The following is a 15,509-nucleotide window of genomic DNA, read 5'->3' as shown; positions in this document are numbered from 1 at the left end:
GTACAGCGCCTCTTTTCTAAAATGTGATTGCTTTGCGGGATTTGAAGTCGGTGTCCTTATAATACATGTCTGCAACGAGCAGGTTTGGACCGCAGCAGCTGGCCGCCTCGCAATAACAATTTACTTTCTGATTGAGCGGATGTTCGTTCAGCCATTTGGCAAAAATAACATCCAACCGTTCCTCATGCACGCTGCCGAAAGAAGGGATGTCTGCAAAATCCGTTACGAACACTTCCCCGGTAAACATATTCACGTTCACCCGGTTTCTGCCGTCCGGATCATTCCGTACCGTGACCATCGGTTCCTCGCGCAGCCGCTTCAGCAAAGCGGCATCGGCCTCGCTGTTATTGCAGGCATAAAATGGGAGGGTCCCAAACAACATCCATATCTCTTTATTACGCTCATCGAGCAAGGAATGAATCGCTTGGCGCATTTCATCGAGCGATAACACCGGCAGTCCTTTGGCGAAATTGGATGCATACATCGGATGAACCTCATGCCGGCGGCAGCCCATTTCCGTAATCAGCTTATGAATTGCCGGCAGCCTGTCGTGAGTGCGGTAATTGATCATCGATTCGGCCGATATGTACATCCCCGCCTCGCTCAATTTTCGCGAATTCTCCATCATCGTGTGATACAGCTTGTAGGCGACTTCCTTCTTCACAGGATGCCCGCTATTGGCGAAGCCTATCTCATAGAAATCCTGTTCATTCGTATAGTTGAACGAGATATGCATCACATCCAGATAGGGAATCAGTTTCTCATACCGCTCATAATCCAGGGTCAGGTTGGAATTGATCTGCGAACGGATCCCGCGCTCCTTCGCATATTTCAAAATCGGCAAAATCTTCTCGTCCACCATTTGCTTGCGGAAGGTCGGCTCACCTCCGGTAATACTGATCGTCCGCAAATGCTCCACTTCATCCAGACGCCGCAGCATCAGATCCAGCGGTATTTGCTCTGGCTCTTTCAGCACCAGGCTGTCCCCGACGGCACAGTGCTCGCAGCGCATGTTGCACAGGTTCGTAACCGTCATTTCCACGCTGGTCAGCACATGGCGTCCGAACTCCCGCAGGGAAACGATCGGATCCCAGGGATCATCCTTTGGATTCACCGGTGCTGTCATCGCAGAGTTATACTTAAGTATTTTCATTATTGGCCCACCTTATTTCTTTTATTAACCTAAAAAAGAAAAGAGTGCTCTATTCCGGCACATCTTCCCTCGAAAGACCTTATTACGCCTAAAGATTCCACCTCAATATGTTAACCAATTTGATTCATTCCGTCTACTTCCGTAATCACCACGGATAATTGCTGCGACAAATCCACATCGTAAGGCACCTTCAGATCCTCCCCGTCCGGGTCGGTCAATACGCGAACGACGGGGCGCTGCGGGAAGATGCCGTGAATTTTGGCGACGATGCCTTTTTCTCCCGTGCTGAGCCTCACCGCCATGCCTAGCGGATAGATGGCGACACGGTCGCGAAATACCTCCAGCTTGGATTTCTCGTACAAATGGCCGCAGCCTGTATATAACACTTCAAGCGCCTGATGAGGCAGCATCGCAGAGCGATACACCCGGTGTGTTGTCATAGCATCGTATGAGTCCGTAATGGCGATCCAGCGGGCAAACTCACTGATTTCCTCTCCCTTGAGTCCCCGGGGGTAGCCGCTCCCGTTCAAACGCTCATGATGCTGGTAAGCGCAGTGCGCGGAAACTAACGGAATGCCCGGCTCATCCTTAAGCATTTTAAACCCGAACTCGGCATGCTGCTTGACCTGCTCGTACTCCGCATCCGTCAGCTTGCCTGCCTTGGTCAGCAGCTGTAGCGGGAGCTTCGTTTTTCCAATATCATGCAGCAGGGCGCCAAGGCCAAGGAACGTCAGATCGCTCTTGGAATATCCGTGGATTTGCCCTAACAGAATCGTATAAATGCAAACATTGAGAGAATGCCGGTACAAATAATGATCCATGCTGTTGACATTCATCATCATAATCATGGCGTCTTCCCTAGCGCTAAGATCATCCATAATTTCCTCAACGAGGCCGGAGAACGTCTTGCCCAGATAAGGATAGACCAAGCCTTTAACCGCTGGACCCGTCATTTTCCGGAAGTTCGTTCGAATCTCCTTCAGCGCCCTGCGCCGTGTCTCCTCCTCGATCATCTCGACGGGAACGACGTCCTCTGTTCGCGGATCGGCCACATACACGAAATTCAGGCCATGACGGCGCAGACGCCGGATGACGGCCTCGGTAAGCTCTGCATTTTCGGATAAAAGAATGATGCCGTCCTCGTTATATATTTTCTTCCCCAATTTCATCCCGGGCTGGAGTGAGTTGATTGGTATTAATCGCATGATAAATCCACTTCCGTCTCTATGGTTAGGTTAGTAATGTATGTCATTGCGAAAAGCGGCTTTATAATGTGATATGACTGGCTTGTCGCCCGAAACTATCGCATGATGAAAGTCCAAAATAAAGCAGCAAGAAGGAAACGATAATAAGCGAAATGCCTGAGCTGAATTTTCTGAATGGATTTTAAGAAGGCCATCACCACGATATAAGCCACAATAAACGAAACGATAAAACCGACAGCAAATAATCCTATAGTATCTATAGTAAAATATCGGTAGGAATCCAGCATTTCATAACCCGAAACGGCAAACATGATCGGTATCGCGATCAGGAAAGAGAAGTCAGCGGAAGCCTTATAGCTTGCCCCGCTAAACATGCCGCCCGCGATGGTCGAACCGGAACGGGAGAAACCTGGCCACAAGACGGATATGCATTGATACAGTCCGATCATTAGCGCCTGCCTATGGGTAAGCTGGTCCATATCCTTGGCAGTTACCTGGGCCTTGTTCTTGAAGAACCATTCGGCTGCGATCATAAATATACCGCCGGCGAGCAGCGCCCAGAGGACGGTCTGGGGACTGAACAGACTTTTGATGAAATCCCTGAAGAAGAAACCGACGGCAAGAGCCGGTGCAATGCCCAAAATGACATGCAGGAGATCAAGACGTCTTGGAGGTATTTGGTTCCGAAATACAGGTACAGGTTCCTTGCTCAACCCTAGCAAACGAATAATCCGTTCCCGGTATACCCATGAAATAGCCAAAATTGCGCCCAGCTGAATCACAATCATGAAAGTTTTCATCTCGGGAGTAGAGTCGTCATAACCCAACAGCTTCGCTGTCAATATCATGTGGCCTGTCGAAGATACCGGGATAAATTCAGTCAAACCCTCTACAATCCCCAAAATAACCGCGACAATAAAATTCATGGCCTCCTCCTCTTCATCAAGCGGCCAGGCCGCTTTTCAATTCAGCCCACGGTTCGGCTCTTCCAGCGGCGATAGAAGCAGCTCTCAACGGCGCCTGCCGTCTGAAGCTCCATCCGCAGCAGATCCCTTAAGAACTCCGGCAGCAGAAATTCCTGCTCGCTGCCCTGCTTCAGACATTCATAGCCGATGCCAAACGTAAACATGTCAAGCGTGCCCACCGAATAAATGCCTTCTGGAACAATCGGAACGCCCTGTACACTCGCTTCGATGACTTTATGAAATGGATCGCCTTCCGGATCATAGATGATTTCCATGCCATCAACACAGATGCCGCCGAGCTGCTTGCCGCGAAAGCCAAACCCGAAGATCGCCTTGTCCGTAAAATCAGCTAGCAGCGATTCCTCCAGGCTGTACAATATATGCTTGCCCAGCAAATTCATGCGGCAAGGATTGATGGGCGAGGGACAGCGCTCATGAAGCATGCCTTCGCTAATTTCTCCGGCAGGCAGTCCTGTGAGCAGTTGGCCGCTATTGATGATCGACAAGTCGCTTCCCGTAAATCGCCTTACCGCCTGCGCCAGCAAATTGCCAAACGGAGATTCGGCATCGTAACGGATTGGCAATTCCTCTTCGATTACCGCTACCGTTCGAGCCATCCGCTCTACAGCCCGGTGCTTATGTATTTCCAGCGCTTTAGCTACCATTGGATCTTCCGGTCCGCTCTCGGCAGGCAGGCAGATGGCAGAGATGACCTTCGCTGCCCCGGTAAGTTCGTCCCGTCCAATTGTAATTTGCCCGAGATGCCGCCCGAATTTCCCGGCCGCCGCAATCGCCGTCTGCCTGATCCACAGCGGCTCTTCCAGCAGATGATGGGTATGCCCGCCAAGAATCAGGTCAATCCCGGGAACCTGCTCTGCAAGCTGGCGATCGAAGGACAGGCCTAGATGCGACATCACTACGACGAGATCAGCTTCGCTGCGCAATTCATTGACCGATTTCGCTATTGAATCTAGCGGATCGAGCACAGTCAAGCCGAGCAGCTTGTAAAACTCGGCATAGGCTGCCGTTGCGCCGACCAAACCGATTTTGAAGCCTCCCCGCTCAAGCACAGTTTGCTTCTTCATCCATACAGGCGGTTTCCCGGTCCCGGTTTCCAGCATGTTCGCACAGACAACCTCGCATGCCAATCCTGCGTAAGCCTGCCCCAGTTGTTCCGGTGTAAAGGTCAGTCCCTCGTTATTGCCTATCGTGATGGCGTCATACCTCATCAGGTTCAGAACATCCACATTGGCTTGTCCCATCGTGCCTTCTGTCTCGGGAGCGGCCCGGTCCATATGATCGCCGATATCCAGCAGCAGCAGGGCCCCATTTTCCTGCTCGCGAAAGCCGTTCACCATCGAGGCAATCCGCTTCATGGCACCGAAATGGCTGTGCAAATCGTTGGTATACAGTATCGTTAAAATATCCTGGTTCGTATCCGGCAGCATGATTGTCCCCCCTCGGTCTCTGCCTGTTCAGCCGTTCTGGTAAAACGATTAGATGTAAAATATTATATACCTCAAATTTAATCATTGTCTCCCTAAATATGATATATTATAGGGGTTTATTAAGTATTACGAGGTGAGATAGAAATGATGCTGACAATTTTTCTATTCGCGGGGCTGGCTGACCGTATCGGCGCTTCGCAAATTGAAATCACATATCCTCAGAACGCCATAACGGCTGACCGGTTAAAACAGGAAATCGCCAAGCAATATCCGGATGCTGCGTCTTTGGTAAGCCTGTCTTTTCTGGCCGTCAATCAAGAATATGCGGCAGGCGGGCTCCTCATTACCGAGCAGGACGAAATTGCTCTCATCCCTCCCGTGTCCGGAGGCCTAGAAGATCAGGAGCAGGACTTCCTCGATCCCGAAGACCAAATGTACGAGATTAGTTCGCAGCCCCTCTCGGTCAGCGCAGTGACCCAAAAAGTTAACACGGCTAACCATGGCGCATCGCTAGTCTTTGTCGGAACGACGCGGGAAATGACCGGCGACCAGCGGACGATCCATCTGGAATACGAAGCCTATATTCCTATGGCCCTGTCCAAAATGAAGCAGATCGGCGAAGAAATCGCTGCAAAGTGGCCAGGCACCCTTTGCGCCATCAGCCATCGGATCGGTAAAGTCGATATCGCCGAAATCAGCGTCATCATCGCTGTTTCCACGCCTCACCGCGATGATAGCTATGCTGCAAGCCGTTATGCCATCGAAAGACTGAAGCAGATCGTTCCTATTTGGAAGAAGGAAGTCTGGGAGGACGGTACAGAATGGAAAGGCCATGGACAGGGTCCATGGAATCCTGCAGCGCCAGGACAAATATCACAGCTATAGCATCCAAAGTCCTATAAATTCATTGCCAATCCAGTTATTCCCTGCTATCATTAAGAAAAACTGCGGATTATGAGGTGTCATCGTTCTTGAAATTACATGTGATCGAAATCAGCCCCGGCGACCGTCTTAAGCATGATATTTTCAATCAATTCGGCGTATTAATTCTGCATAAAGGAACAGAACTGACCAATGATGCGATCGTGAAGCTAATGCAGCATGGAATCGACTACATCGACATTGAACCTCGCACCATAGACATCGAACGTACTTCAAACAACGCCCACCAAGATCCCGTCATGAAAGTTGCACCGCTATTCAACGAAGCTGTTGATGGTTACGAAGACATTTTTCTGGAAGCGCTATCCAGCGGTACCTTCGATGAATCCAAAGTCGATGAGCTGCTGCAGCCCCTGGTAGATGAACTAGTCGGCCAGAAGGATGTCGTATCCCTCTTACTGCTGCTGAATAACGGTGATAATTATACATATAATCATTCCATGCAAGTCGGAATGCTATCTTATTATATCGCAACTTGGCTTGGTTATCCTAAAGAAAAGGCTTATCAAGTCGGCAAGGCCGGCTATTTGATCGATATCGGCAAATGCATGATTTCCCAAGACATTCTCGGCAAGCCCGGCAAGCTGACGCCGGAGGAATTTGATGAGGTCAAGCGTCATACATTGTATGGCTCCGAAATCATTCTGAATTCTACGGGAGACGAAATCTCTGCAATGGTTGCCCTGCAGCATCATGAACGGGAGGATGGAAGCGGATACCCTAAAGCGCTGCGCAAGGATGAGATTCATCCTTATGCCAAAATAGCCGCAGTAGCGGATGTCTATACGGCCATGACCTCCAACCGCGTCTACCAATCCAAGCAGGAGCTGCTTACTGTTTTGCGGGAATTAAATTCCCTTAGCTTTGGCAAATTGAGTCCTGAGCCGACCCAAGCCCTAATCAGTCACCTGCTACCGAACTTTATCGGCAAGAAAGTGCTGCTGAATTCAGGGGAAGTTGGTTCAATCGTAATGACGAACCAGACAGATTTCTTCCGCCCGCTCGTTCAGACAGACGACAGGTTCATAGACTTGTCCAAAGAACGGGAGCTGTCGATTACTGAGGTTTATATTTAGCTGTACATTTTCTGCCAAATTAAATCACCCTTCTGTATACTGTACAGAAGGGCTTTTTGTCTTTTCTTTTACAGAGCTAACACCCGGTTGGCATTGGCAACATCGTTCGCAAGCAGCTTCGGCAAATCATAGGCTGGATAATATCCTTTTTCAAGCATGAAATTAAATGTCTTCGCATGCAGTTGGATTGCGGCATTCAGTTGCTTCGTAAAGGTTTCTCTCAGCTGAGGTGTAGCTGTCTCCGTAATCGAAGCCGCATAAGTACGCACCGCTGTCTTGGCGAACCCGAGCAGCTGCCCCGCATAAAATGGCGTTAAATCCATGCCCGGATTTTTACCATGTCTCGTTCCCTGCGGCCATTGCGGCGCTTTCGGGTAAAATTGCAGCAGCTCCTTCAAATTGTGCTCAAGGCTCTTGATCGCTTCTAAGTATAGGGCTCTAAGCTGGGGGTTCGTAACGTCGTTCACCACCATCTTGAAATTCTCGAGCTGGTTCGTTTGAAACGCCGTTAATTCATGCAGCTCCATAGTCTCATGCCACGCTAAATGCGGGTGTTGATACATTTGGTTATTTTTAGACAATTCGAAATCCCTCCTAGGCGGTATGCTATAGCCTATTCAGCAGCCGCCCAAAGAGTGACGCCAACACAGGAGCAATCCTTGGACAAAAAAACACCGCGGGCTTATCACCCGCGATGTTTGTAAAGGTTATTCCATGTCAGATCAAAGATCTGCGATTAACCGATCGAGCCTTCCATCTCGAATTTGATCAATCTATTCATCTCAACCGCATATTCCATCGGCAGTTCCTTCGTGAACGGCTCGATGAAGCCCATAACGATCATTTGCGTTGCTTCGTCCTCGGTCAAGCCGCGGCTCATCAGATAGAAGAGCTGATCCTCGGATACCTTCGATACTGTTGCCTCATGCTCCAGAACGATGTTATCGTTCATAATTTCGTTATAAGGAATCGTATCGGAGGTCGACTCGTTATCCAAAATAAGCGTATCGCATTTGACGTTCGATTTGGCGCCCTCTGCCTGACGGCCAAAGGATGCCAGACCGCGGTAAGTTACTTTTCCGCCGTGCTTACTGATCGACTTGGAGACAATCGTGGACGTTGTGTCTGGAGCCAAATGGATCATCTTCGCGCCGGAATCCTGATGCTGGTTCTTGCCCGCTACAGCGATCGACAGCACGCTGCCTTTTGCGCCGCGGCCTTTCAATACGACTGCTGGGTATTTCATCGTCAGCTTCGAGCCGATATTGCCGTCAACCCATTCCATATTCGCATTCTCTTCAGCTACAGCCCGCTTGGTAACAAGGTTGTAGATGTTCGGAGCCCAGTTCTGAATCGTCGTGTAACGAACGCGCGCGTTCTTCTTACAGATGATTTCAACAACCGCGCTATGCAGAGAATTCGTGCTGTATACAGGAGCCGTACAACCCTCAACATAATGCACGAAGCTGTCTTCATCGGCAATGATCAGCGTTCTTTCGAACTGCCCCATGTTTTCGGAGTTAATCCGGAAATATGCCTGCAAAGGAATTTCACATTTAACGCCCTTAGGAACGTAAATAAAGCTTCCTCCCGACCACACCGCACTGTTCAATGCTGCAAACTTGTTATCCGTCGGCGGAACGATCGTACCGAAATACTCGCGGAAAATTTCCGGATGCTCACGCAGCGCTGTATCCGTATCGCTAAAGATAACGCCCTGCTCTTCCAATTCCTTCTGCATGCTGTGGTATACAACCTCAGATTCGTACTGGGCGGATACGCCGGCCAGGAACTTCTGTTCCGCTTCCGGAATGCCGAGCTTATCGAAGGTTTCTTTGATTTCTGCCGGAACCTCTTCCCATGTCTTTCCTTGCTTCTCCGACGGTCTTACGTAGTACTGGATATCGTCGAAATCAAGCTCATCCAGGTCGCCGCCCCAACGCGGCATCGGCATTTTCTCGAACTGCTCGAGCGATTTCAGGCGGAAATCAAGCATCCACTGCGGTTCGTTCTTAATTTTCGAAATTTCCTCAACGATTTCTCGAGTCAAGCCTTTGCCTGACTGGAAAATAGATTTATGCTCGTCGCGGAAACCATATTTGTATTCCCCTATATCGGGAGCCTTCTTAGCCATGGTGGATTACCTCCTTGTAATTTATGACTCTTGAATCCCTTTCTTCAATGCGTTCCAAGCGAGTGTCGCGCATTTGATCCGGGCAGGGAATTTATTGACCCCGGATAGAGCTTCGATATCTTCCAGTTCGTCAAATTGGACGTCCTCACCCTTCATCAGCGAAGAGAAACGGTCGGCCAGCTGGAGGGCATGCTCGAAGGTAAGGCCTTTAACGGCCTCCGTCATCATCGATGCCGATGACATGCTGATCGAGCAGCCTTCCCCCGTAAACCGCGCATCCTTTACGATCCCGTCCTCGACGATAAGCTGAAGAGATATGCGATCCCCGCATGTCGGATTGTTCAGATCCACGGTCAAGACGTCATTGTCAAACTTCCCGCGGTTGCGCGGGTTTTTATAATGATCCATAATAACGCGCCGATATAAGTCGTCAAGTTGCATTACTTGAAATACTCCTTTGCTTGGATTAAAGCGTCGGCCAAACGGTCGATGTCTTCTTCCGTGTTGTACAAGTAGAAGCTAGCTCTCGCCGTTGCACTCGCTTCAAGCCAGCGCATGAGCGGTTGGCAGCAATGATGTCCCGCCCGGATCGCAATCCCCGATGCATCAAGCACCGTGGCTACGTCATGAGGATGCACATCATCCAGATTGAACGTAATCAATCCGACTTCTCTTTCCCGCGGTCCGTAGATCGTTACGCCATCGATTTCTGACAGGCGCTGAATCGAGTATGCCGCGAGCTTCGTCTCATGGCGATGGATTTCATCCATCCCGATCTCCTCGAGGAAATCAATAGCTGCCGCCAATCCTACCGCCCCGGCAATAATCGGCGTGCCGCCTTCGAATTTATAAGGAAGCTCCTTCCAGGTGGACTCGAACATCCCTACATCATCGATCATTTCTCCGCCGTATTCGATCGGTTCCATGGCTTCAAGCAGACGCTTCTTACCATATAGTACCCCAATCCCCGTCGGAGCGCACATTTTATGACCGGAGAAAGCGTAGAAATCGCAGTCCAGGTCCTGGACATCGATCTTCATATGCGGCGTGCTCTGAGCTCCGTCAACGACCATGACGGCTCCATGGTGATGAGCGATTTCGGCGATCTGTTTTACGGGATTCACCACGCCCAGTACGTTCGAAACGTACGCCATAGCAACGATCTTGGTCTTAGGAGTTACAGTCTTCTCCACATCATCCAACAAGATGCTGCCGTCGGACTGGAGCGGGATATATTTCAAGACAGCCCCAGTCTTCAAAGCCAACTGCTGCCAAGGTATGAGATTGCTGTGATGCTCCATCGGCGTAATGACGATTTCATCGCCCTCGCCGAGCACGGAATGCCCGTAGGAGGAGGCGACGAGATTCAATGCCGTCGTCGTCCCCCGGGTAAAAATAATTTCTTCTCTATGCTGCGCATTGATAAAACGGGCTACCCTTTCGCGTGCGGATTCATAATCATCCGTTGCACGGCTGCCCAGCGTATGGACGCCGCGATGCACGTTGGCATTATCCCATTCATAATAATGCTTCAGCGCATCCAGCACCTTGCGGGGCTTCTGGGAGCTGGCGGCACTATCAAGATAGACGAGCGGATGCCCGTTGATCTCCTGATTCAGGATCGGGAACTGCTCTTTGATCAGCGCCGGGTTCATTGTCCTAGCTTCCTTTCAACCAGTGCTTGCAATTGCTGCTGCAGCTGCTCCAGCGGAATATCCGCAACGACAGGAGCAAGGAAACCGTAAATAATGAGGCGTTCTGCATCCTCTTTACGAATGCCGCGGGAAGTCAGGTAGTAAATATGCTCAGGATTCACTTGGCCTACAGAAGCCGCGTGACCCGCTGTAACATCGTCCTCATCGATGAGAAGGATAGGGTTTGCGTCTCCACGCGCTTTCGGGCTGAGCATAAGCACCTTCTCAGTTTGCTCGCCGTTCGCCTTCGTAGCGCCGTGCTCGATCTTAGTTACCCCGTTGATGATCGCCGTAGCCTGCTCACGCATAACCGCACGCGTAATCATTTGGCTGTCCGAGCTCTTTCCGAAATGAACGGCTTTCGTCGTATAGTTCATTTTCTGGGAGCCGGAACCGATGGCGATGACTTTGGCATCCGAGGATGACCCGTTGCCTTTCAGCACGGACAACGTATCGCTCATCGTATCGCCAGAGCTCATCTCGCCGATAATCCACTCGATCCGGCCGTCATTTTCGATTACAGCGCGGCGGTACGTCAAGTCCGTCGTCTTCTCGCTCAAATTATGCACGGACGCAAATTGAACCTTTGCCCCCGCTTGAACGAACACTTCAGCCACCCCGTTATGCACGATAGGGTCAGCGAGGTCGCCGGAGATATAGTTATCCACGTAGGTAACGCGGCTGTTGGCTTCAGCAACGATCAGCACGTGCGGCGCAAATACCGTCTTGCTGTCATCCACAAGATAGATGCTTTGCAGCGGAACCTCGATTTCTACGTTCTTCGGAACATAGAGGAAGATGCCGCCGCTCCACAGAGCGGAATGAAGCGACGTAAGCAGGTTCTCATCACTCTTCACGGCATTATGCAGATATTTCTGCACCAGGTCGCCATGCTCACGGGCTGCCGTTTCCAGGTCCGTAAAAATAACGCCCTTCGCAGCCAAATCTGCGGATAGTTTCGTAAATACGCTTGCCGAGTTCCGCTGAACGATCAAATTGCTCTGATCATTCAAATCGACCAGACCGGACACAATCTCAGGAATCTCCTGATCTGCATCGGGTTGCCCTTGGCGCAGTGTTCCGTAGTTTTGCAAATTCCAACGGTCGATTCTCGTCTTCTCCAGCTTCGGCAGTTCAAGCTCTGCCGCAAGCTTCAATGCATTCATGCGACTTTCCGTCAACCAAGCCGGTTCTCCGTTGCTCACGGAAGCGGTCTTCAATACATCCGGTTCTACCGGTAGAACGGTTTGTGTAGTCATCTTAGCTCCTCCTTCCTCCTTCCGTTAAACTTGCTCTCCCACTGTCTCGTCAACGATGCCAAGCTCTTCTTTGATCCAATCGTATCCGTCCTTCTCCAGGCGCTCTGCCAGCTCAGGGCCGCCGGATTTCACGATGCGCCCTTGCATCATGACATGGACGAAATCTGGCTTGATGTAATCCAGAAGACGCTGGTAGTGAGTGATGATCAAGAATCCGCGATCTTCGCTGCGCATGGAGTTTACACCCTCGGCAACAATGCGCAATGCGTCAATGTCAAGTCCGGAGTCGACCTCGTCAAGAATAACGATTTTCGGGTCAAGCAGCATCATTTGCAAAATTTCATTCCGCTTCTTCTCACCGCCGGAGAAGCCTTCATTCAAGTAACGGTGCGCAAATTCAGGATTCATTTCAAGCTCCTTCATTTTGCTCTCCATTTGACGAATAAATTTAATAAGGGATACCTCGTTGCCTTCACCACGGCGGGCGTTGATCGCGCTCCGCAGGAAGTCCGAGTTGGTCACACCGCTGATTTCACTCGGATATTGCATGGCAAGAAACAGGCCTGCGCGAGCACGCTCATCCACTTCCATTTCCAGCACATCTTCACCGTCAAGCAGCACCTTGCCGTCGGTAACTTCATATTTGGGATGACCCATCAGCGCGGAAGCGAGCGTACTTTTGCCCGTACCGTTCGGTCCCATGATGGCGTGGACTTCCCCACCCTTTATTTCAATGTCGATTCCCTTGAGAATCTCTTTGTCCTCGATTGTCGCTTTAAGTCCTTCAATAACGAAATGTGTAGCCATGTTTACTGCTCCCTCCATTAAGTCGTTAAAATCATAACGTATATTATAAAGGGACGCCTCCCTTTGCTCCCCTGCATTATAGCACAATAATTCTCACTTTAGAATTATTCTAAGTGATTCTCACTGATTCTCATTTTATTCTAACCTACTTCGGATGCTTAAGCAACGTGCCACGGCTGGATAGAAGGCTAATCTCCTGCCCAAATCCTCAGCCTGCCAAATTCAATACAGCATTCAAAATTCGACATAATCCCAACACAGTGATTCCTTTTCGATAAAAATGAAGACTAAAAAAACCTCTTACCACGGGCGCCTTAATTCTAGCCTGCCCGCAAGTAAGAGGTTCTTATTTATCATTCGAATATTTAAATTCAGCGGAGACTGACTGACTTTGTGCCTTGGCTTGATTTGCATCCTTGAAGCCATGCCAGGACAGCAGCGCGGCCGCTGCGCCGATTCCCGCCACCGCAAGATATATGGCCTGGTAGCTCAATACACTGGCGGATACGCCTATGAGGAGGCCAGCCAATAAAATCATGAGGGAGTTCATCATATTAACTACGCTTTGAATTCGCCCGCCGAACACGTCCTCCGTTTCCTCCATAATCTTGGTGTTGATCCAGCTTCGCGACATCACCACAAAAAAACCTACTAAAAATACGGCCGAAGCCGAAGCCGAAATATGATATGTATTCCCGAACCATCCCTGCGCGGCGGACAGCAGCAGCAAGGCGGCAAAAATTGTTTTGCGTCCCGTACCGATCTTTTTTGCAGATACCAGGAGTACCCCGGACAGCATCGCTCCTGCTGAGTACATGATGCTGACCAGGCTGAAGCTATCCGCGCCAAGATGAAGGATATCTTTGACATATGCCCCGATAAGAATATTATTGACCTGAACCACGAGTGAGGGAATCAAAATAAACAAAATAGCGGTTAACAGCACTCTGCGCTCCCGGATATACGTAACCGTTATGGAAAGATTCCTTCGGCCGGGGCGTTCACGCGAAGCATGCTGGTCATGCTGCTGCCCTTTCATGCAAATGACTAACACAGCGGACAACAAGAAGGCGCCTGCCCCGATAGCCAGCGTATTGGCCGCGTTCACAAGAGCAACGAGGATGCCGCCCAGTCCGGTGCCAATAATATTCCCCGCCTGGGATGTAGTTTCATGAAGGGAATTTGCCTTCATTAAATAAGGAGCTTCAATCATTCCTTGCATATACGCCCGGATGGCGGGCACAAAAAACGTGTTTCCGACCGATAGAAACAGCGTAATGGCATAAACGAACACATATCCCACAGCATCCTGTCCGATTAAATAGGATATAATCAACATCGGCACAGCCTGCAGCAGATTCATATAAAAACAGATCCTGCGCCGGTCGTAACGGTCCGCCCAGTTTCCGGCCAGCCCCACCAGAAAAATACCGGGCAGCGCCCGGATACAGAGCATGATTCCCACCGAAAGGGCTCCTCCCGACTGTTCGAGGAGCAGCCAAGGAATAGCAATTCCCTGAATTCCTATCCCCATGAAAAACATGGTATTCACTGCCAGGTAAATAACAAACGGTGCGGAGAACAACGGCTTATTCTGGCTCATACGTGCACACCCTTCATGCTTCAACCTGTATTCGATCTCTGAACCATTGATCCAGTTCCGTGATGCGCGCCTCAACCTCCCGTTCGTCAGCGCCTTCCACGACGAAGCTCGCCATATGGTCTACGCTCGAAACTGCTCCTCTCATTTGCTCGCCCTTCTGCAAAGCAGGTACATAACTGACTACCCATTCAAATGGCGTAGTTTCCGGAATCGAGCGAAGGATTCCCTGTCCCGGCGGAACGATCAGCCAACCTGCCGTGCGGCCGGTATTTCCGCTAGCAATTCCTATATCGGCGTCCAAACCGCATTGCAGACGAATCCACTCCCGGTTCAAATGGATGCCGAACGCCGCTTCATTGGCGTCCACTACGCGAGCGCCGCCCGTTCGGCTCGCAATCTCGCATAGCAGAATGCGATTGTCCTCCGTTAAGAAGTACTCCGCATGAAAAGCGATCACCGGAGCGGCAGGCAGCGCATGCAGCGTACGTTCCGCTTCGCGCCGCAGCCTTTGGATGCGGGAGGAATCCGAGTTCAATATGACGCTGCCAAGGCTCGTGCCCGAATGAAAGGAAAGACATCCGTTCATATATCGGGAGACACTGGAAAACAGTATTTCCCCCTGGTGCATTAATCCGTCGACATGATACATTTCGCCTTCAACAAAAGATTCGATCATCATTCCTTGCGGTACGCCCTTTTCCAGAAATGACCGGCAATCCCCGCTGTCCCGCAGTACGGCGGTATGGCGGGAGCCGCCCCCGTCAACCGGCTTGATAACCACCGGATATCCATATTGGCGAATAAATGCGGCAATGTCGGCAGGGGTCGTGATCTCCTGGTAATGAGCAACTTCAATGCCCGCCTTCCTGGCCCAGTCCTTCATGATCACCTTGTTGCGGTAGGCGAGGGCGCTTTCTGCATTTTGTCCGGGCAAACAGAAGTACTCGCGCAATTTGGCGGCACGGAGGAGGTCATATTCCGAGTGACATACGACAGCTTTTACAGGGTGCCGTTCGCTCAGCTCGATCAATTCCCATTCCATGAGTGCATCCTTGTCCAAGGCTTCTTTTTTGAATACAAAATCATATCCGTCCGCTTCGGGGATATCAAGCTGTGTAAACAGCGTCAGCTTCTCAGTGATTTCAGGAATCCAGCTTTTGAACGGAAATGATTTGCTCCGGTTCAGAAATACGATTTGTCTCATGGCGCAGCTCCCCCCGACC

General features: G+C 50.5%; 14 protein-coding genes. 2 read left to right on the top strand and 12 right to left on the bottom strand.

Features of this window, described 5'->3' with window-relative positions:
- Positions 1 to 16 precede the first annotated feature (16 nt).
- From yfkAB to MKX50_RS08175, 4 genes are all read right to left on the bottom strand, one after another.
- Positions 17 to 1,153 (bottom strand): radical SAM/CxCxxxxC motif protein YfkAB, encoded by a 1,137-nt coding sequence (gene yfkAB, locus MKX50_RS08190; RefSeq protein WP_339159119.1) that lies wholly within the window; start codon positions 1,151 to 1,153, stop codon positions 17 to 19.
- A 110-nt stretch (positions 1,154 to 1,263) separates the two neighbouring features.
- Positions 1,264 to 2,358 (bottom strand): HD-GYP domain-containing protein, encoded by a 1,095-nt coding sequence (locus MKX50_RS08185; RefSeq protein ID WP_213589016.1) that lies wholly within the window; start codon positions 2,356 to 2,358, stop codon positions 1,264 to 1,266.
- Positions 2,359 to 2,453: 95 nt separating this feature from the next.
- A complete protein-coding gene (locus tag MKX50_RS08180) occupies positions 2,454 to 3,284 on the bottom strand; it encodes an undecaprenyl-diphosphate phosphatase (RefSeq protein WP_213589017.1) in 831 nt (276 codons plus the stop codon).
- A gap of 41 nt (positions 3,285 to 3,325) precedes the next feature.
- Complete coding sequence (locus tag MKX50_RS08175; RefSeq protein WP_213589018.1) at positions 3,326 to 4,771, bottom strand: bifunctional UDP-sugar hydrolase/5'-nucleotidase; 1,446 nt, start codon at positions 4,769 to 4,771, stop codon at positions 3,326 to 3,328.
- A gap of 144 nt (positions 4,772 to 4,915) precedes the next feature.
- Between MKX50_RS08175 and MKX50_RS08170 the strand changes: the two genes are divergently transcribed.
- The gene (locus MKX50_RS08170) at positions 4,916 to 5,656 is read left to right on the top strand and encodes a molybdenum cofactor biosynthesis protein MoaE (protein WP_213589019.1); all 741 of its coding nucleotides are present in this window, start codon (positions 4,916 to 4,918) and stop codon (positions 5,654 to 5,656) included.
- An 86-nt stretch (positions 5,657 to 5,742) separates the two neighbouring features.
- Positions 5,743 to 6,789 (top strand): HD-GYP domain-containing protein, encoded by a 1,047-nt coding sequence (locus MKX50_RS08165; RefSeq protein WP_339159118.1) that lies wholly within the window; start codon positions 5,743 to 5,745, stop codon positions 6,787 to 6,789.
- Positions 6,790 to 6,857: 68 nt separating this feature from the next.
- Here the strand turns inward: MKX50_RS08165 and MKX50_RS08160 are convergent, their stop codons facing one another.
- The 8 genes from MKX50_RS08160 to MKX50_RS08125 all read right to left on the bottom strand — a co-directional run bounded on the left by MKX50_RS08160 (position 6,858) and on the right by MKX50_RS08125 (position 15,490).
- Entirely contained in the window at positions 6,858 to 7,352 is a 495-nt protein-coding gene (locus MKX50_RS08160) for a spore coat protein (protein WP_213589486.1), read from the bottom strand.
- A gap of 173 nt (positions 7,353 to 7,525) precedes the next feature.
- Positions 7,526 to 8,923 (bottom strand): Fe-S cluster assembly protein SufB, encoded by a 1,398-nt coding sequence (gene sufB, locus MKX50_RS08155; protein ID WP_055108885.1) that lies wholly within the window; start codon positions 8,921 to 8,923, stop codon positions 7,526 to 7,528.
- A 21-nt stretch (positions 8,924 to 8,944) separates the two neighbouring features.
- The gene (sufU, locus tag MKX50_RS08150) at positions 8,945 to 9,364 is read right to left on the bottom strand and encodes a Fe-S cluster assembly sulfur transfer protein SufU (protein ID WP_055108886.1); all 420 of its coding nucleotides are present in this window, start codon (positions 9,362 to 9,364) and stop codon (positions 8,945 to 8,947) included.
- On the bottom strand, positions 9,364 to 10,578 hold the full coding sequence (locus MKX50_RS08145) for a cysteine desulfurase (RefSeq protein WP_339159115.1): 1,215 nt from the start codon (positions 10,576 to 10,578) through the stop codon (positions 9,364 to 9,366). The genes sufU and MKX50_RS08145 overlap by 1 nt, the downstream gene beginning before the upstream one ends.
- The gene (gene sufD, locus MKX50_RS08140) at positions 10,575 to 11,876 is read right to left on the bottom strand and encodes a Fe-S cluster assembly protein SufD (RefSeq protein WP_339159113.1); all 1,302 of its coding nucleotides are present in this window, start codon (positions 11,874 to 11,876) and stop codon (positions 10,575 to 10,577) included. Before sufD ends, MKX50_RS08145 begins: the two co-directional genes overlap by 4 nt.
- Positions 11,877 to 11,900: 24 nt before the next feature.
- Positions 11,901 to 12,683, bottom strand: a complete 783-nt coding sequence (gene sufC, locus MKX50_RS08135; protein ID WP_155609288.1) for a Fe-S cluster assembly ATPase SufC — start codon at positions 12,681 to 12,683, stop codon at positions 11,901 to 11,903.
- Positions 12,684 to 13,029: 346 nt separating this feature from the next.
- A complete protein-coding gene (locus tag MKX50_RS08130) occupies positions 13,030 to 14,286 on the bottom strand; it encodes an MFS transporter (RefSeq protein ID WP_213589023.1) in 1,257 nt (418 codons plus the stop codon).
- Positions 14,287 to 14,299: 13 nt separating this feature from the next.
- On the bottom strand, positions 14,300 to 15,490 hold the full coding sequence (locus tag MKX50_RS08125) for an ATP-grasp domain-containing protein (protein ID WP_339159110.1): 1,191 nt from the start codon (positions 15,488 to 15,490) through the stop codon (positions 14,300 to 14,302).
- Positions 15,491 to 15,509 lie beyond the last annotated feature (19 nt).

This window comes from Paenibacillus sp. FSL W8-0186 (assembly GCF_037969765.1).
In the GTDB taxonomy this organism is placed as follows: Bacteria; Bacillota; Bacilli; order Paenibacillales; family Paenibacillaceae; genus Fontibacillus; species Fontibacillus woosongensis.
The sequence above is the reverse complement of the archived record's forward strand: the minus strand, read 5'-3'. Positions and strand labels throughout refer to the sequence as shown.